The sequence below is a fragment of the Duganella sp. GW822-FHT06D06 genome, from assembly GCF_058799615.1.
Window position 1 is genome coordinate 258,252 of the sequence record NZ_JBXALQ010000004.1, and the last position, 17,433, is coordinate 275,684.

At 64.8% G+C, this 17,433-nt stretch carries 12 protein-coding genes; 9 read left to right on the plus strand and 3 right to left on the minus strand.

The window, feature by feature from the left end; all coding sequences use genetic code 11:
- A complete protein-coding gene (locus AC1RMD_RS09905) occupies positions 1–1,956 on the minus strand; it encodes a TonB-dependent receptor plug domain-containing protein (RefSeq protein WP_492926106.1) in 1,956 nt (651 codons plus the stop codon).
- A gap of 442 nt (positions 1,957–2,398) precedes the next feature.
- On the opposite strand from AC1RMD_RS09905, the gene vioA reads away from it, so the two are divergent.
- The 6 genes from vioA to AC1RMD_RS09935 are packed head-to-tail and all read left to right on the plus strand — an operon-like array spanning position 2,399 to position 10,913.
- On the plus strand, positions 2,399–3,706 hold the full coding sequence (gene vioA, locus AC1RMD_RS09910) for a flavin-dependent violacein biosynthesis tryptophan-2 monooxygenase VioA (RefSeq protein ID WP_492926108.1): 1,308 nt from the start codon (positions 2,399–2,401) through the stop codon (positions 3,704–3,706).
- Positions 3,703–6,720: an iminophenyl-pyruvate dimer synthase VioB gene (vioB, locus tag AC1RMD_RS09915; protein WP_492926110.1), complete on the plus strand. Its 3,018-nt coding sequence runs from the start codon at positions 3,703–3,705 to the stop codon at positions 6,718–6,720. Before vioA ends, vioB begins: the two co-directional genes overlap by 4 nt.
- Positions 6,721–8,010 carry an NADP-dependent violacein biosynthesis oxygenase VioC gene (gene vioC, locus AC1RMD_RS09920; protein WP_492926112.1) on the plus strand — a complete coding sequence of 430 codons (1,290 nt, stop codon included), beginning with the start codon at positions 6,721–6,723 and terminating at the stop codon, positions 8,008–8,010. It abuts the gene before it with no gap.
- Positions 8,010–9,128, plus strand: coding sequence for a flavin-dependent violacein biosynthesis monooxygenase VioD (vioD, locus tag AC1RMD_RS09925; RefSeq protein ID WP_492926114.1), 1,119 nt, complete (start codon positions 8,010–8,012; stop codon positions 9,126–9,128). Before vioC ends, vioD begins: the two co-directional genes overlap by 1 nt.
- Before the next feature lie 9 nt (positions 9,129–9,137).
- On the plus strand, positions 9,138–9,707 hold the full coding sequence (gene vioE, locus AC1RMD_RS09930; protein ID WP_492926116.1) for a violacein biosynthesis enzyme VioE: 570 nt from the start codon (positions 9,138–9,140) through the stop codon (positions 9,705–9,707).
- 24 nt (positions 9,708–9,731) lie between these two features.
- The gene (locus tag AC1RMD_RS09935; protein ID WP_492926118.1) at positions 9,732–10,913 is read left to right on the plus strand and encodes an MFS transporter; all 1,182 of its coding nucleotides are present in this window, start codon (positions 9,732–9,734) and stop codon (positions 10,911–10,913) included.
- Here the strand turns inward: AC1RMD_RS09935 and AC1RMD_RS09940 are convergent.
- On the minus strand, positions 10,870–11,412 hold the full coding sequence (locus AC1RMD_RS09940; RefSeq protein WP_492926120.1) for an NADPH-dependent FMN reductase: 543 nt from the start codon (positions 11,410–11,412) through the stop codon (positions 10,870–10,872). The two genes, AC1RMD_RS09935 and AC1RMD_RS09940, sit on opposite strands and share 44 nt — an antisense overlap.
- An 86-nt stretch (positions 11,413–11,498) precedes the next feature.
- Here AC1RMD_RS09940 and AC1RMD_RS09945 point away from each other — a divergent pair, with 86 nt between their 5' ends.
- Together AC1RMD_RS09945 and AC1RMD_RS09950 are read left to right on the plus strand one after the other, a co-directional pair.
- Positions 11,499–12,155, plus strand: a complete 657-nt coding sequence (locus tag AC1RMD_RS09945; protein ID WP_492926122.1) for a PEP-CTERM sorting domain-containing protein — start codon at positions 11,499–11,501, stop codon at positions 12,153–12,155.
- 185 nt (positions 12,156–12,340) lie between these two features.
- Positions 12,341–14,017, plus strand: a complete 1,677-nt coding sequence (locus AC1RMD_RS09950) for a sodium:solute symporter family transporter (RefSeq protein WP_492926124.1) — start codon at positions 12,341–12,343, stop codon at positions 14,015–14,017.
- 4 nt (positions 14,018–14,021) lie between these two features.
- Here the strand turns inward: AC1RMD_RS09950 and AC1RMD_RS09955 are convergent, their stop codons facing one another.
- Entirely contained in the window at positions 14,022–16,280 is a 2,259-nt protein-coding gene (locus tag AC1RMD_RS09955; RefSeq protein WP_492926126.1) for a glycoside hydrolase family 3 C-terminal domain-containing protein, read from the minus strand.
- A gap of 167 nt (positions 16,281–16,447) precedes the next feature.
- On the opposite strand from AC1RMD_RS09955, the gene AC1RMD_RS09960 reads away from it, so the two are divergent.
- Entirely contained in the window at positions 16,448–17,404 is a 957-nt protein-coding gene (locus AC1RMD_RS09960; protein ID WP_492926128.1) for a helix-turn-helix domain-containing protein, read from the plus strand.
- The last annotated feature ends 29 nt before the right edge of the window (positions 17,405–17,433 follow it).

Below are 17,433 nucleotides of genomic sequence, written 5' to 3' on the forward strand. Positions count from 1 at the left end.
TCAATAATCCAATATCAGTTTCAGTTGCAGCCGCCGGCCGTCCTGCCGGATCGCGTCTTGCAGGTGCTCCACCGAAGCCGGATCGGCATAGCGGCGGTTGAACAGGTTGTAGGCGGTCAGCGCCAAGTCGGCGTGCGGCGCCAGCCGGTGCGAATACAGGTTCAGGTTGGCCAGCAGGAAGGCGCCGCTGCTGCCGCCCTGGATCATGCTGCGCCGGCCCACGTACTGGGCCTCGGCGCCGGCGCGCCATGCGCCGTGCAGCGGCACAGTCAGGTTCAGCTTGGCCAGCTGGCCGGGCGTGTTGACGTTGCCACCCTCGCCGTCGCCGCCGTCCTGGCGCGTGCGCTGCCAGCTGTAACTGGCCTTCAGCCGCGCCGCGTTGCTCCAGTTTTGCTCGTATTCGAATTCCACCCCGCGCGCCACGGCGCGCCCGGCGTTGACGAAGATCGGCAAGCCGCCCTGCTCCACTTGCGTGATCAGCGCCGACACCACGTTGCGGAAAGCCGATACCGTCACGCGGCGATTGCCGGGCAGCTGGCGCACCAGCGCCAGCTCGGCGCTGACGATGCGCTCGCGGCCCAGCGTGGGATTGGCCAGTTGGCCGCCCTCGCCGGGCGCACTGTAATACAGCTCGTAACTATTGGGCGCGCGGTAGGCGTTGCCGTACATGGCCTTGACGGTGGTCGCGTCGTTCCACCGGTGCACCAGCGCCAGGCGCGGGCTGAACACGCCGCCGGTGGCGGCATGGCGGTCGTAGCGCAAGCCGGCGTTCAGCAGCAGGGCCGGCGTCAGCGCCACCTGGTCCTGCAGGTACAGGCCGTAGCGGTTGGCGTTGTGGTTTTCGTTCAGGTACAGCGCATACGGCGCTTCGTCGAAGTTGAGCATGCGCTGCCGATAGTCGTCCTCGAACGACAGGCCGCCCAGCAGCTTGTGCTCGCCCAGGTTGGCCAGCAGCGTCAGATCCGCGCCCCACCAGCGGCTGGCGAAAACGTCGCGGTTGAGGGTGCCGTCGGCATCGTCCGTGACGTAGGCGCCCAGCGAACCATATTCCGCCCAATAGACGCGCGCATTCATCTCGACCTGCCGCGTCAACATCGTGCGGTAGCCCAGGTCGGCGTAGTTTTGCGTGTCCACCGTGCGCGAGCGCGGATCGTTGAAGCGCTGGCTGTAGGAGGCGGTCGGCACACCCTTGTCGCGCTCCCCGTGGATCAGGGTGGCGGTCAAGGCGCCGTGGATGGCCTTGGCGAACAGGCGGTGGCCGCTTTCATAATCGAGGCCGCGCGCCACGCCGTCGCTGACGCCGTCCTGCGCGTAGGCGGCGTAGAACTGGTCGCGGCCATCGGTCTTGTAGCGGCTGGCGGCCAGCAGCCAGTCGGTGCCGAAACCGTCGGTCCAGGCCTGGCTGGCGTGGCCGCGGCGGGCGCCGTCCTGGCCGCCGGCCAGCGCCAGCGCGCTGCCCTCGACGTCGCGCGGGCGGCGCGTGATGACGTTGATCACGCCGAAGAAGGCGTTGGCGCCGTACACCGACGACCCGGGACCGGGGACGTACTCGATGCGCTCGACCAGCTCCAGGTCGAGCGGGAACTCGCCGCCCATCGGCGCCGAATCGAACACCGCGTCGTTGATGCGGTTGCCGTCGATCTGCAGCAGGAAGCGGGTGTTGTAGTCGCCCGGCCGCAGGAAGCCGCGCGCGCCGACGTAGCTGTAGTTGCGGTCGTAGCTGGCGTAGACGCCGCGCACGCTGCGCAGCACATCGGCCAGGCTGCGCCAGCCATAGGCGCGGATATCGGCGGCGGTGATCACGGTGACGCTGGACGGCGCCTCGCTGGCGCGCTGCACGAACTTCGACGCGCTGAACACTTCCAGCGACATCAGCTGTTCCAGCGGCAACGCGGTCAGGTCCTGCGGATCGTCGCCGGCCGAGGCGGTGGCGGCGCCAGGGTTGAACGCGAGCAAACCGCAAAGCATGGGGAGGTATAGCGGCGCCGGTCGCCGTGTATTCATTATTGCCATATGCCTCTCGCCACTCGAATAATTGCTCTAGTAAAACATGTTGGCAGGTTGAGGCGCGCTTGTACAGTCGGCGCTGACGATGACCATCATGCGCTGGTGTTTCCGCAACAACAGAGGCGCGCCCGCGCCGACTTCCCGCCATTTTTCGTCAGACGAACCAGGCTTGAGATTTATCAAGCCGTTTTGCGGTTGCCTAAGATATTGTTTGCGCAATATTTAATAATAAGCAACTAGGGACATGCAAGTGAGTTCGCCCAATCGATATCACTCTTGAACCACGCCAGTAATGCCCTAAACAGGGGCGGCACGCTGCACCTCCCGCCATACCAGCACACGGGGGGACATTTGGGTTAGTGGCTCAGGATTCACCAATAGGGAATTCTGAATGACCAATTATTCTGACATTTGCATCATCGGTGCCGGCATCGGCGGCTTGACTTGCGCCACCCGTCTGATCGGCGCCGCCATCAGCAAGCATCTGCGCATCCGGGTGTTCGATATGGATGCCGCAGTGGGCGGTCGTATCCAGTCGCGCAAGATCAATGGCGAGGAAGTCGCCGAACTGGGCGCCGCCCGCTATTCGCCCCAGCTGCATCCGAACTTCCAGCAACTGATGCAGGGCAGCGAACTGCCGCATGCGGTCTACCCGTTCACCGAGGCGGTATTTCACGAGCGCGCGCAGGAGCAACTGAAGGCCACCCTGCTGAGCCTGAGTACTATGGTCAAAGAACATCCACAGGACTCGTTCCTGCAGTTCGTCAGCCACTACCTGGGCGCCGCCGAAGCCACCCGCATCATCAAGGCCACCGGCTACGACGCCTTGCTGCTGCCGATCGTCTCGCCGGCGATGGCCTACGACATCATCAAAAAGCATCCTGAGACCCAAAGCATCACCGAGAACGCCGCCAACCAATGGCTGTACGCCACCGACGGCTACGGCCAGCTGCTGAGCCAGCTGCAAGGCCAGGCGCAGGCCGGCGGGGTGAAGTTCGAGCTGGGCCATCGCCTGCTGTCGGTCGAGAAATCCGGCGCCGACCATGTGCTGGCCTTCAACCACATGGGCGAACGGCGGGTGCACCGGGCGCGCCATCTGGTCATGGCCGTCCCGCCCACCGCGATGGCGCGCCTGAACCTGGACCTGCGCTCCGGCTGGAGTCCGTTCCAGTACGATTCCCTGCCCCTGTTCAAAGGCTTCCTGACCTTCGACACGGCCTGGTGGCAAGCGCTGGGACTGACCGACAAGGTGCTGATGGCCGAGAATCCGCTGCGGAAAATCTACTTCAAGGGCGACAAATACCTGCTGTTCTACACCGACAGCCACAGCGCGACCTATTGGCGGGACTGTCTGACGCAAGGCGAGGACGTCTATCTGGAACATGTCCGCCGCCACCTGGAAGAAGTGTTGCCGCTCAACGGCCAGCCGCTGCCGCCGATCAAGGGGCATTTTTACAAGCATTGGCCGCACGGCGTCGAGTTCTGCATGGACACCGACGCCGACCACCCCGCCGCCCTGCTGCACCAGGACGGCATCATCGCCTGCTCGGATGCCTACACCTCGCATTGCGGTTGGATGGAAGGCAGCCTGATCAGCGCACGCCACGCCAGCCAGCTGCTGCTCGAAAGGCTGAGCCAACAGACCGAGGCATCGAACGACGCCCAGGCGTTCGCCACCTCCGCCACCGAGGGCGTATGAGTTTACTTGATTTTCCGCGCTTCCATTTTCGGGGTTTCGCTCGCGCCAATGTGCCGACCGCCAATCGCAACACGCACGGCCACATCGATATCGCCACCAACACGATCTCGATGGCGGGTGAACCTTTCGACCTGGACCGTCCTCCGTCCGACTTCCACCAGCACCTGAAGCAGCTCGCGCCGCGCTTCAATGCCGCCGGCAAGCCGGATCCGGAAGGCGTGTTCAGCCAGGCCGCCGGCTACAACGCCTGCGGCAACAACCACTTTTCCTGGGAAAACGCCAGGATCACCGGCGTCCAGCTGCGGCACGGGGAGGTCGATACCGAGGACACGCTGGTCGGCGCCAGGCTGGCCCTGTGGGGCCACTACAACGACTATCTGCGCACCACGTTTAACCGCGCCCGCTGGGTCGACAACAACCCCGCCCAGCCGGACACCACGCTGATCTACGCCGGCCAGTTCACGCTGAGCGGCATGCAGGCGAGCGCCAACACGCCGGCCCTGTTCAGCGCCGACATCGCGCAGGCGCATTCGGTGCGCTGGCTGGGCAGCGGCCACATCACCGAACGCAACGGCCATTTCCTGGACGAAGAGTTCGGCCGCTCCAGGCTGTTCCAGTTTTCGGTGGCGAAGCAGGATCCGCATTTCCTCTTCAATCCGGACACGCCGCTGCCGGCCAGCATGCGCGCGCTGCAACAGGCGCTGGCCGGCGACGATGTGCTGGGGCTGACGATCCAGTACGCCCTGTTCAATATGTCGACGCCGCAAAAGCCGGACTCGCCGGTGTTCTACGACCTGGCCGGCAGCATCGGCCTGTGGCGCCGGGACGAGCTGGCCACCTATCCGGCCGGCCGCCTGCTGCTGCCGCGCCAGGCCAGCCTGGGGCCGGTGCTGGTCAAGGTGGAGGGGGAGCGGGTCTCGCTCAATATGCCGACCGCGATTCCGTTCACCACCCGCGCGGCCGGCCCCGTGTCCGAGCAACATCCGACCCATGCGCTGGGCGGCAAGGCGGCGCTGGGCGACCTGCTGCTGCACAACGCCGATGGCGTGCTGGTTGCCCGCATCCCCCAGCAACTCTATCTGGATCACTGGCGCCATCATGGCGTGCTCGACGTGCCGCTGCTGCACGCCGGCGCGGCCGCCGATTCGCTCATCCTGGGCAGCGCGCAGGCGCAATGGGACGAAGCCGATTGGGTGCACCAGTCCGACAGCAACCAGCTGTATCTGGAAGCGCCCAACCGGCAACAGCAACAGGACTACCCGCAGACGATCACGCTGCAAAGCCGTTACCGTGGCGAGTTGAAGACGCATCCGGCGCTGGCCGCGCAGGCCGAGCACGGCGAGCTGCTGGCGCTGGAGCTGCAAGCTTCGGCGCTGGGAGCGGGCTACAGCGAGCTGACCGTCACCGGCCGCGCTGCCGGCGCCACCCGCATCCTGCTGGGCGAGGGACGGCAAGCCCAACACCTCGGCGCCCGCGTGCTGCCCGACGACTGGCATCTGGACGAGGTACCGGCCGAACAGGTCGACTATGCCTTCCTCTACCGCCACGTGATGAGCTACTACGAGCTGGTCTATCCCTTCATGGCGGACAAGGTGTTCAGCCTGGCGGACCATTGCAAGTGCGAGACCTATTCGCGCCTGATGTGGCAGATGTGCGATCCGCACAACCGCGACAAAAGCTACTACATGCCGAGCACGCGCGAACTGTCGCTGCCGAAATCGCGGCTGTTCCTGAAATACCTGACCCAGGTCGAAGCCGCCGCCAAGACCGCCGCGCCGCCGGAGCCGGCGCCGCATGTCATCCGCAGCAAGGAAGCCTTGATCGACGAACTGAAAACGGCGGTCGACCTGGAACTGTCGCTGATGATGCAGTACCTGTACGCCGCCTACAGCATCCCCAACTATGAACAGGGCCAGAAGCTGGTCGAGGCCGGCCGCTGGCAGGCGGACGAGCTGGAGCTGGCCTGCGGCGACGCCGACCGGCGCCGCAACAGCGGCGCGCGCGGCGCGCTGCTGGAGATCGCCCATGAGGAGATGATCCACTACCTGTTGATCAACAATGTGCTGATGGCGCTGGGCGAGCCCTTCTACGCCGGCGTGCCGCTGCTGGGCCGGCAGGCGCGCGAGCGCTTCGGCCTGGACACGGAGTTTTCCTTCGAACCATTCTCCGAGCACGTGCTGGCCAGGTTCGTGCGCTTCGAGTGGCCCGACTACCTGCCGACGCCGGGCAAGTCCATCGCCACCTTCTACCGCGCCATCCGCCAGGCCCTGGCCGACCTGCCCGAGCTGTTCGACGCCAACGGCGGCAAGCGCGGCGGCGAGCACCACCTGTTCCTCAAGGAGCTGACCAACCGCGCCTATCCCGGCTACCAGATGGAGGTCGGCGACCGCGCCAGCGCGCTGTTCGCGATCGACTTCGTCACCGAGCAGGGCGAAGGCGTGGCGGTCGATTCGCCGCATTTCGAGGTGTCGCACTTCCACCGGCTGCGCGCGCTGGGCGGCCGTTTTTCGTCGCGCGAAAAACCGTTCGAACCGGCCCTGCCGTCGCTGAAGAACCCGGTGCTGGCGGCGCGCGCCGACTGCACCGTGGTGACCGACACCAACGCCCGCTCGCTGATGCAGCTGTATCAAGGCTGCCATGAGCTGACCTTCGGGCTGATGGCCCTCCATTTCGCGCAACAGCCGCTGGGCAGCCTGCGCCGTTCACGCCTGATGAACGCCGCCATCGACTTCATGACCGGCTTGTTGCGGCCCTTGTCGGCGGCGCTGATGAACATGCCGTCCGGCCTGCCCGGCCGCAACGCCGGGCCGCCGGTGCCGGAGCCGGCGGGCGCCGCCATCAGCGGCGACTACAGCCTGGGTTGCGAACAGCTGGCGCAGAAATGCCTGGCGCTGGCGCAGTACGGCCGCAGCCTGGAGGCCGGCGTGGTCGGCCAGGCGCAGATCGACATGTTGGAGTTTTTTAATCAGCAATTAACCGATTTATCTCGGGGAAAGATGTCTAGAGAGGCTTAAATGAACAAGATCATCATCGTCGGCGGCGGCCTGGCGGGCAGCCTGACCGCCATCTACATGGCGCGACGGGGGCACGACGTCCATGTCATCGAAAAGCGCGCCGATCCCCTGGGCCCCAACGCAGCCAGCGCCGATCCGATCGGCTCGCGCGCGATCGGCGTCAGCATGACCGTGCGCGGCATCAAGGCGGTGCTGGGGGCCGGCATCAGCAAGCAGGAGCTGGACCAGTGCGGCGAACCCATCATCGGCATGGCGTTCTCCGTGCGCGGCGACTTCAAGGTGCGCGAGCTGACCCCGCTCGAAGGCCTGTTCCCGCTGTCGCTGGACCGCACCGCCTTCCAGCGGCTGTTGAACCGGCACGCCGTCAAGCAAGAAGTGAAGTACTACTTCGAACATAAATGCCTGGATGTCGACCTCGACCGGAAATCCGTGCTGATCCAGGACAGCAAGGGCGACCTGCAACACCTGCAAGGCGACCTGATCATCGGCGCCGACGGCGCCCACTCGGCGGTGCGGCGCGCCATGCAAAGCGGCATGCGCCGTTTCGAGTTCAAGCAGACCTTCTTCCGCCACGGCTACAAGACCCTGGTGCTGCCGAACGCCGCCAAGCTGGGCTTCCGCAAGGACCTGCTGTACTTCTTCGGCATGGATTCCAAGGGCCTGTTCGCCGGCCGCGCCGCCACCATCCCGGACGGCAGCATCAGCTTCGCCATCTGCCTGCCCTACACCGGCACGCCCAGCCTGGCCACGCACAACCGCGAAGCGATGGCGGCGTTCTTCAGCCGCTACTTCGGCAGCCTGCCGCCGGCCAGCCGCCAGGAACTGCTGGACCAGTTCATCGCCCTGCCCAGCAACGACCTGATCAACGTTCGCTCCAACACCTTCCACTACAAGGGCAATGTGCTGCTGATCGGCGACTCGGCGCACGCCACCGCGCCCTTCCTCGGCCAGGGCATGAACATGGCGCTGGAGGATGTGCACGTGTTCGCCACCCTGCTGGACCGCCAGCCCGACGCCATGCCCCAGGTGCTGGCCGAGTTCACCCGCCAGCGCAAGGTGCAGGCCGACGCCATGCAGGATATGGCGATCGCCAACTACGACGCGCTGAGCAACCCGAATCTGATTTTCTTCCTGCAAACCCGGTACACCCGCTACATGCACAAGAAATTCCCCCGTGTTTATCCGCCCGACATGGCGGAGAAACTGTACTTCACATCGGTTCCCTACGATGAGTTGCAACAAATCCAGAAGAAACAAAACGTTTGGTACAAACTTGGAAGGGTAAATTAATGAAGATTCTCGTTATCGGCGCCGGACCCGCAGGACTGATTTTCGCCAGTCAGATGAAGCAAGCCCAACCGGGCTGGGACATCAGCATCGCGGAAAAGAATACCCAGGAAGAAGTGCTGGGCTGGGGCGTGGTGCTGCCGGGACGGCCGCCGCGCCACCCGGCCAATCCGCTGTCCTACCTGGCGCAGCCGGAACTGCTCAATCCGCAGTTCCTGGAAGAGTTCAAGCTGGTGCATCACGACCAGCCCAATCTGATGAGCACCGGCATCACGCTGTGCGGCGTCGGACGCCAGGCCCTGGTGCAGGCGCTGCGCGCCAAATGCGTGGCGGCCGGCATCGCGATCCAGTACCAGACGCCGCTGGCCAGCAAGGAACAGCTGGAAGCCGAGTACGACCTGGTGGTGGTGTCCAACGGCGTCAACCACAAATCGCTGGAGTTGCCGCAGGCGCTGGCGGCGCAGGTCGAGTTCGGCCGCAACAAATACATCTGGTACGGCACCACCCAGCTGTTCGACCAGATGAACCTGGTCTTCCGCAGCAACGAGCAAGGCATCTTCATCGGCCACGCCTATAAATACTCGGACACGATGAGCACCTTCATCGTCGAGTGCAGCGAGCATAGCTATGCCCGCGCCGGGCTGGAGGACCGCAGCGACAGCGAGGTCGCCGCCTATATCGCCCAGACCTTCAAGGCGGAACTGGGCGATCACGGCCTGGTCAGCCAGCCGGGCCAGGGCTGGCGCAACTTCATGACGCTCAGCCGCGAGCAGGCCAGCGACGGCAAGTTCGTGCTGATCGGCGACGCGCTGCAGTCCGGCCACTTCTCGATCGGCCACGGCACCACCATGGCGGTGACGGTGGCGCTGCTGCTGGCCAAAACCCTGAGCGCCGAGGCCGACACCGCCGCCGCCCTGGCCAACTTCAACGCCCGCGCCGTGCCGCTGGTGCGGCTGTTCAAGGACCATGCCGACAGCAGCCGCCACTGGTTCGAAACCGTCAGCGACCGTATCGGACTGAGCAACGCCGAACTGACCATCAGCTTCGACGCCCGCCGCAAGGACTTGCCGCCGTTGCAGGATGCGCTGATGTCCACGCTGGGCTACGCCCTCGGTCGATAAGGAGCCGCCATGCCGACCTACGCCACGCCGCCGCTGCTGCCGCCGCAATGGAGCAGCGCCTACATCTCCTACTGGTCGCCGATGCGGGAGGACGACGAGGTCACCTCCGGCTATTGCTGGTTCGACTATGACCGCAATATCTGCCGCATCGACGGCCTGTTCAATCCCTGGTCGGAACGGGAAACCGGACACCGGCTGTGGATGTCGGAAATCGGCGACGCCGGACGCGAGCGCAGCCGCAAGCAAAAAGTGGCGTATGCCCGGCAAGGCGTGCAATTGCAGGAAACGGCGCTGCCCGACGAGGTGGCGCCGTTCCGCGAACTGTTCCTGCCGCAGGCCGTCCTGCGCGACGGCGCGGCCTTGCACGACGGCCGCCACGCCGTGCTGGGCCATCAGGCCGACGCCTGGGTGATCGAACGGCCGGGCAAGGCCCGTTCGGTCTTCTACCTGCAAGCCGGCGGCAACCAACTGCTGCGCATGGTCACCGGCAACGACCCGCAGCATCTGTCGGTGCGCGATTTTCCAAACTTTTCAAGCGCCGACATTGCGGACAGCATTTTCATCCCCGCCCAGTCTTAGCCATTATTTTCGAAGGAAACCTGTATGCCCTTGCTTGTCTATATACTCGGCTTGACGATCTTCTCGTTGACCACGTCCGAATTCATGGTGGCGGGCATGATGCCGTCGCTGGCGCTGGCCCTGGGCGAGCCGGTGACGCGGATCGGCTACCTGATCTCGCTCTACGCCATCGGCATGGTGGTCGGCGGACCGCTGATCACCGTCGCCATGCTCAAGCTGCGCATCACCAAAAAAGAAGGCTTGCTTGGGTTGCTGAGCCTGTATGTGATCGCCCAATCCATCGCCGCCTCGGCCACCAGCTACGACATCATGGCCTACGCGCGGCTGGCCACCGGCGTGGCCGCCTCGGCCTGCTTCGGCGTATCGCTGGCGATCTGTGCCGACGCGGTCGGCGTCCACGCGCGCGGGCGCGCCGCCGCCGTCGTGATCGGCGGCCTCATGCTCGCTTCGGTGGTCGGCCTGCCGATGGCCACGCTGATCGACCAGCATCTGGGCTGGCGCGCCAGCTTCTGGCTGGTGGTGGTGTTGACGGTGCTGTGCATGGTGCTGGTCACGCTGCTGGTGCCGCGCTCCAAGGCATCCCAGGCTGTCAGCCTGGGCAGCGAACTGAAGGAGTTCCGCAATCCCCATCTGTGGACGGCCTTCGCCAGCAGCGGCCTGATCATCGGTGCGATCTTCGCCGCCTTCAGCTACTTCGCGCCCATCCTGATCGAGGTGACCGGCTTCCCGCCCTCCTCGATACCCTGGTTGCTGGGCGTGTACGGCATCGCCAACGTGGTCGGCAATGGCGTGGTGGGGCGCTTTGCGGACCAGTACACCATCCCACTCATGGTCGGGGGCATGCTGATCCTGGCCGTCAGCCTGGCGCTGTTCGCCGTCTTCGCGCAGGACCAGACGATCAGCGTAGTTTTGCTGGTGGTGACCGGCCTGGTCGGCATGTCGATGAATCCCGCCATCATCGCGCGGGTGATGCGGACCGCGCACCCGGGGCCGCTGGTCAACACCATCCACACTTCGGTCATCAACATCGGCCTGGGCGCCGGGTCGTGGATCGGCGGGCTGGGGATAGCCGCCGGCTACGGCCTGCGCTCGCCACTATGGGTCGGCGTCGCGCTGGCCGTGCTTGCACTGATCAGCCTGCTGCCCTATCTCGGGCACAGGACTACAGAACGGGCGCCGCTTCCGTCAGCAGCGCCACAGCGTTGACCAGCTTGGCATTCAGTTCCTCGTGCTTGAGCACGCCTCGCTCCAGATCGTAGTTGTCATGGAAACTGGGAATGGCGAGGCTGGCTTTGACGTGGCCGCCGAGAAATGGCGCGGAGCCGGTCGCGGCGGCCAGCACGGAGGCGCCGCCACGGGCCCCCGGCGAGGTGGACAGCAGGACCATGGGCTTGTTCTGAAACACCTTGGGTTCGATCCGCGAGCACCAGTCGAACAGGTTTTTAAAGGCCGCGCTGTACGAGCCGTTGTGTTCGGCAAACGAGATGATCATGGCATCGCAGGCCGCGATTTTTTGCAGGAAGGCCTTGGCCAGTGCCGGGTGGCCGATGGCCGCTTCCCTGTCGACGCTGAACAGCGGCATTTCATAATCGTTTAAATCCAGCAGGTCGACCTCGGCGCCGGCCACCAGGCCGGCGGCGTAGCTCGCCAATTTCTTGTTGATCGACTTGCTGCTGTTGCTTGCTGCGAATGCTAATACTTTCATATTTCTCCTGATGGATACGGTGTCGAACTGACACTTATTGTATAGTACATGTTTTATTTTTAATAAATTTCCGAAAGGCAAGCGACATGAAAACAGCATCTCTCGTCCTGGGCGTCGCATTGGCGCTGGCCGGCAGCGCCCACGCAGGCAACTACACGCTCGACTTCGACGGCCCGAAAATCTGCACCGCCAACGGCAGCGGCTACGGCGCGCACCAGGATTGCTCCAACGGCAATGGCAGCATCGGGCAGGATTACGGCGACGTGGCCGGCGTGGTCGATGTGCAATACGCCGCGCCCTATACCGGCGCCGGCACGCTCAATTGGTGGAGCACCGGCTACAACGCCCTGCACGGCGTGCTGTGGGCCGGCACCAGCGACGCCCATTCGGCCGCCCGCATCGATCTGCTGCCGCAGCAAGCCGGCCAGTTGGTGAGCCTGTCGAGTTTCGACCTGGGCACCTATGGCGGCGCGCACACCACCTCGCTGACGGTGTCGGCCATCGGCGGCGCGGTGTTGTTCAGCTTTGACGGCATTATCCCGACCGGCAACTCGGCCACCACCCTGATCCCGAACGTCTCGTCGGCCAGCGGCCTGAGCATCCTGTGGCATGACAGCGCCTACAACGTCGGCATCGACAACATCAAATTCTCGGTGAGCGCCGTGCCGGAACCGTCGTCGTACGCCATGCTGGCGGGCGGTTTGCTGTTGATCGGCGCGATCGCGCGCCGCCGCCGCGCCTGATTAGCCGGGCAATAAGCAGCGCCTCGAAGTGGTGCCTTACCCAAACGATATAGCTGATTGCAAAAGTCGTATTGGCGTTTTCCGGCTCAAATCGCCTAAGATTTTCACTTGGCAGATTGAGCAAACAGGGAACGGTCGCAACAAGGCCGTCCATCCGGAGACAAACCTTACATTTCGAGCGCTGCATGAGCACTTTTTCCACGTTGGACGTCACCGTCTTTCTCGTTTATTTCGTCCTGGTCGCCGGCTATGGCATCTGGGTTTACCGCCGCAAGCAAGGCGGCTCCGGCAAAGCCTCGCATGACTACTTCCTGGCCGAAGGGTCGCTGACCTGGTGGGCCATCGGCGCATCGCTGATCGCCTCCAACATCTCGGCCGAGCAGTTCATCGGCATGAGCGGCTCCGGCTACCGCATCGGCATGGCGATCGCCGTCTATGAACTGATGGCCGCCGCCACGCTGGTGATCGTGGCCGTGTTCTTCATGCCGGTCTACCTGAAGAACCGCATCTACACGATGCCGCAGTTCCTCGAACAGCGCTACGGCAAGGCCGTGGCGACCACGATGGCGCTGTTCTGGCTGGGCCTGTACGTAGTGGTCAACCTGACCTCCATCCTCTACCTGGGCGCGCTGGCGATCAGCAGCCTGTCGGGCATCGCCCTGCTGCCGTGCATGCTGTTCCTGGCGCTGTTCGCGGCGGTCATCACGCTGGGCGGCATGAAGGTGATCGGCTACACCGATGTGGTGCAGGTCACCTGCCTGGTGGTCGGCGGCCTGGTCACGACCTGGCTGGCGCTCGACATGGTGGCCGCGCTGGCGCACAAGCAAGGCGCGCTGGCGGGCCTGTCCGAACTGTACGGCCATACCCGCGACCACTTCGACATGGTGCTCACGCGCGACAATCCCAACTACATGGACCTGCCCGGCCTGTCGGTGCTGCTGGGCGGCATGTGGATCGTCAACCTGAACTATTGGGGCTGCAACCAGTACATCACCCAGCGCGCCCTGGGCGCCGACCTGCCGACCGCGCGCAAGGGCTTGCTGTTCGCGGCCTTCCTGAAGCTGCTGATGCCGGTGATCGTGGTGCTGCCTGGCATCGCCGCCTATGCGCTCGACAAATCCGGCGCGCTGGGCGACGCCATGAAGGTGGGCGGCGAAGTCAATCCCGACCGCGCCTACCCTATCCTGCTCAACCTGCTGCCATCGGGCCTGAAGGGCATCGCCTTCGCCGCGCTGACGGCGGCGGTGGTGGCCTCGCTGGCCGGCAAAGCCAACAGCATCGCCACCATCTTCACGCTCGACATCTACAACAAGGCCTTCAACAAGCAGGCCAGCGAACAGCGCATGGTGTGGATCGGCCGCGTCAGCGTGGTGGTGGCGATGGCGCTGGCCGTGCTGATCGCGCCGATGCTGGGCATCGACAAGAAAGGCGGCTTCCAGTACATCCAGGAATACACCGGCTTTGTCTCGCCCGGCATCCTGGCCATGTTCCTGCTGGGTTTCTTCTGGAAAAAGACCACGGCCGGCGCCGCCATGTTCGCCACCTTGGGCGGCCTGGTCGGTTCGATCGTGTTGAAGTTCCTGCCGACGATGATGGACCTGTCGTTCCTGGTGCCGATCGGCTTTGCCAAGGTCACCGCCAGCGGCCTGGCCGAGATCCCCTTCCTCGACCGCATGTTCATCGTGTTCTGGGTGGTGGTGGCCGGCATGGTCGCGATCAGCAAAATGGCCGACGTCAAGCGCGACAGCTTATCGAAGCACATGCACATCGATACTTCGCTGTTCCGCGTTGATGGCGCTTTTGCCTTGGGTTCGGCTGTGATCGCCGTCGCGTTGACGACGATCTACAGCCTTTGGTGGTAATGATTTAGCGGGAGCGCTTGCCGTTCACATCGTAGACGGCGGCCTCCAGATGAACCACGGTGCTGACGGCCTTGTCGTCGGCAGCGCTGGACGCCAGGGTGAGCTTGTAGTCGCCCTTGGCGACCTTCCAGGTCTTCGATGCCGAGTCATAGACCGCCAGCAAGCGCGGATCGACCGTGACGGCAGCCTTGACGACCGCCCCCGGCTGCAGCTCGACCTTCTGGAAGCCTGCCAAGCGCTTGGGCGCTTCCCAGCGGACCTTCAACGGCGACACGTAGACCTGGGCCACCTGCTTGCCCGTCACCTTGCCCGTATTCTTCACCGTGAACGACGCCCGCAGCACGCCGTCCTTGACGCTGGCGGCCAGGTCCGAGAAGGCAAACTCGGTGTAGGACAGGCCGTGGCCGAACGGGAACAAAGGCTTGAGTCCCTTCAGGTCGAACCACTTGTAGCCGACCGCCGCGCCTTCGCTGTAGTCGACATCGAAGCGCCGGTCCGCCACTTCGGGGAAGCCGTCCAGCGCTGGGCGCGGCAATTGCGATTCCGACGCCGGGAAGGTGGCCGGCAAACGCCCCGACGGATTGACCTCGCCGAACAGCACCCCGGCAATCGCCTCGCCGCCATCGCTGCCGGGATACCAGGCCTCCAGCACGGCCGACACCTTCGGCAACCACGGCATCGTCACCGGGCCGCCGGTTTCCAGCACCACCACGGTGTTGGCGTTGGCCGCCGCCACCGTTGCGATCAGCTCGTCCTGCTTGTCGGGCAGCGACAGGTTCGGCATGTCGAAGCCCTCGCCTGTCCATTGGGTGGCGAACACCAGCACCACGTCGCTGTCGCGCGCCAGCTTGGCCGCTGCGGCGCGGTCGGCGCCGTCGTGGTACGCCACCGTTGCCGACGGCATGCGCGCCTGTATGGCTTTCAGCGGCGACGACGGGTACACCATGACCGGGCCGGGCCAGGTCTTGGGCGTCAGCTCCGGCGCGGCATTGCCGCCGGCCGGATACACCAGCGACGAACCGCCGCCGGCCAGCACGCCACGGTCGGCATAGCCGCCGATCACAGCGATCCGTTTGGCGGCGCGGTTCAACGGCAAGGCGCCGGCGCTGTTCTTCAGCAGCACCATGCCCTCCTGCGCATCCTTGCGCGACACCGCCGCGTTCGTTTTGAAGTCGATCGTCTCCGGCGCCGGCGCCACCGGATGATCCACCACGCCGTGCGCAAACATCGCATACAGGATGCGGCGCACCATGTCGTCCAGGCGCGCCTGCGGCACCCAGCCGTTCAACACCGCCTCCTTCAGCGGCGGGCCGAAATAATCGGCCTGGTCGAACGGCATGCCGGATTGTTGGTCCAGCCCGGCATTGGCGGCCGGCACCGTGCTGTGCACCGCGCCCCAGTCCGACATCACCCAACCCTTGAAGCCCCAGTCCTTCTTCAGCACCTCGTTCAGCAGATAGCTGTTCTCGCACGCATAGGCGCCGTTGACGCGGTTGTAGGAACACATGACCGAACCAGGATTGCCGTCCTCGTTCGCGATCTGCAAGGCCAGCAGGTCCGACATGCGCGCCGAACGGTCGTCGATCTTTACGTTGAGCGTATTGCGGCCGGTTTCCTGGTCGTTCAAGGCAAAGTGCTTGAGCGTGGATACCACGCGGTTCGACTGGATGCCCTTGATCTGCGCGCCGACGATCTTGCCGGCCAGCAGAGGATCCTCGCCCGCGTATTCGAAGTTGCGGCCGTTGCGCGGCTCGCGCATCAGGTTGACGCCGCCGGCCAACAGCACGTTGAAGCCGTAGGCGCGCGCTTCCGCGCCGATCATGGCGCCGCCAGCATAGGCGGTCTGCAAATCCCAGGTGGCCGCAGTATTCAGGCCCGACGGCAGCGCCGTGCCCGGCCGCACGTCCGGACCGGCCTGGCTGGCAACGCCCAGGCCGGCGTCGGTCTCCCACAAATGAGGAATGCCCAGGCGCGGCACGCCGTAGATGAAGCCAGCCGATTGCTTGTGCGACGGCGCCGGCCGGGTGCTCTTCTTCGATTCCATGTCGGCGCCGAAGTAGCCGTAGACCAGCTTGAGCTTCTCGTCGAACGTCATCGCCGCGACCGCCAGGCGGGCCCGTTCCTCAGCGCCCAGCTGCGCGTTCATCCACGGCGTGGCCGCAGGTGCGACCGCCTCGCCGGCAACGCCGGTTTGCGCGCCGACGCTACCGCAGCACAGCGCCACGGCGGCCGATATCAGGCTGATTTTTCTCCGCAGTTTCATTATCTCCATCACTTTCTGAATTGTTTGCGGGCGATTGTGCCCCCGGCGCGCAGACCGGGCAATTACGAAAATGACGAATCGCCGGAACGATATTCCGCAACACCTTCTTGTTGTTAGCACAATCCCTATGTAATATACGGTATACGATTTCTGGAATACGGCAAATCATGAATCAGCTCAATCAGCTCACGCAGGCCTTCGGATGGGGCAACTCCGACACGCTCAAGGAATGCTTCCGGCGCAGCGGGGCGACGGAGCCGCTGCGGGCCTGCATCGGGCCGCTGCCGATGTCGGGCGCGGTGATCGTGCGCTGGACCGCCGACGGCGCCGACCACGCGATCCGCTCCATCGTGCCGCACCCCGACAGCTACCGCATCGCCATCCAGCTGGAGCCACAGCAATCGGAAGTCTGGAACGACAGCGCCCCGGTCTGGAGCGGCGTGATCGGCGCCAACCGTTTTCGCGTCTGCATGCCGGGCGCCCAAGGCCGCTGGCTGCGCCTGAGTGGTTGCGACATCGTCAACATCTTCGTGCCGACGGCGACCGTCCAGGCCATGGCGGCGAGTTGCGGCCAGAGCCTTAGCACCCTGTCCAGCAACTGGATCGCACCGGATCGCGTGGTCATGGACCTGACCCTGAAGCTGCTCGACGCCGACACCCTGGCCGGCGCCTGGGCGCCGCAGTTCCGCGACCATCTGACATCGGCACTTGTGGCATATTTGCTACAGCAACACGCGCAATTGCCCGCCGCCTCCGCCACCAGCAGCCTGGCCGGTTCGCGCCTGCAAAAGATCCTGGCCTATATGGCCGAGCGGCTGGCGGAGGAAATCGCCGTGGTGGACATGGCCGAGGCCTGCGCGATGAGCGAATCCCACTTCTCGCGCGAATTCCATAAATCGGTCGGCATGCCGCCGCACCAGTACCTGATGAAGCTGCGCATCGAGCGCGCGCGGGAGATCCTGGTCGCCGGCGACGCCCGCATCATCGACGTCGCGCTCGACCTTGGCTTCTCCAATGCCAGCCATTTCTCCCGTGCCTTTGCGCGCCGCTATGGCGTGGCGCCGGCGGCCTTCCGCCAGTTGGCGCGCGACGTGCAACCCGAGGCGTGCACGGTCGCAGATTGAAGCGTTTTTGTGCTACTTCCGCAGGATTT

Bases quoted from the DNA above. Each gene is read 5' to 3' on its own strand.
- vioD (WP_492926114.1), top strand. From the start codon at position 8,010: ATGAAGATTCTCGTTATCGGCGCCGGACCCGCAGGACTGATTTTCGCC.
- AC1RMD_RS09950 (WP_492926124.1), top strand. From the start codon at position 12,341: ATGAGCACTTTTTCCACGTTGGACGTCACCGTCTTTCTCGTTTATTTC.
- vioA (WP_492926108.1), top strand. From the start codon at position 2,399: ATGACCAATTATTCTGACATTTGCATCATCGGTGCCGGCATCGGCGGC.
- AC1RMD_RS09945 (WP_492926122.1), top strand. From the start codon at position 11,499: ATGAAAACAGCATCTCTCGTCCTGGGCGTCGCATTGGCGCTGGCCGGC.
- AC1RMD_RS09960 (WP_492926128.1), top strand. From the start codon at position 16,448: ATGAATCAGCTCAATCAGCTCACGCAGGCCTTCGGATGGGGCAACTCC.
- AC1RMD_RS09935 (WP_492926118.1), top strand. From the start codon at position 9,732: ATGCCCTTGCTTGTCTATATACTCGGCTTGACGATCTTCTCGTTGACC.
- AC1RMD_RS09955 (WP_492926126.1), bottom strand. From the start codon at position 16,280: ATGAAACTGCGGAGAAAAATCAGCCTGATATCGGCCGCCGTGGCGCTG.
- vioE (WP_492926116.1), top strand. From the start codon at position 9,138: ATGCCGACCTACGCCACGCCGCCGCTGCTGCCGCCGCAATGGAGCAGC.
- vioB (WP_492926110.1), top strand. From the start codon at position 3,703: ATGAGTTTACTTGATTTTCCGCGCTTCCATTTTCGGGGTTTCGCTCGC.
- vioC (WP_492926112.1), top strand. From the start codon at position 6,721: ATGAACAAGATCATCATCGTCGGCGGCGGCCTGGCGGGCAGCCTGACC.
- AC1RMD_RS09940 (WP_492926120.1), bottom strand. From the start codon at position 11,412: ATGAAAGTATTAGCATTCGCAGCAAGCAACAGCAGCAAGTCGATCAAC.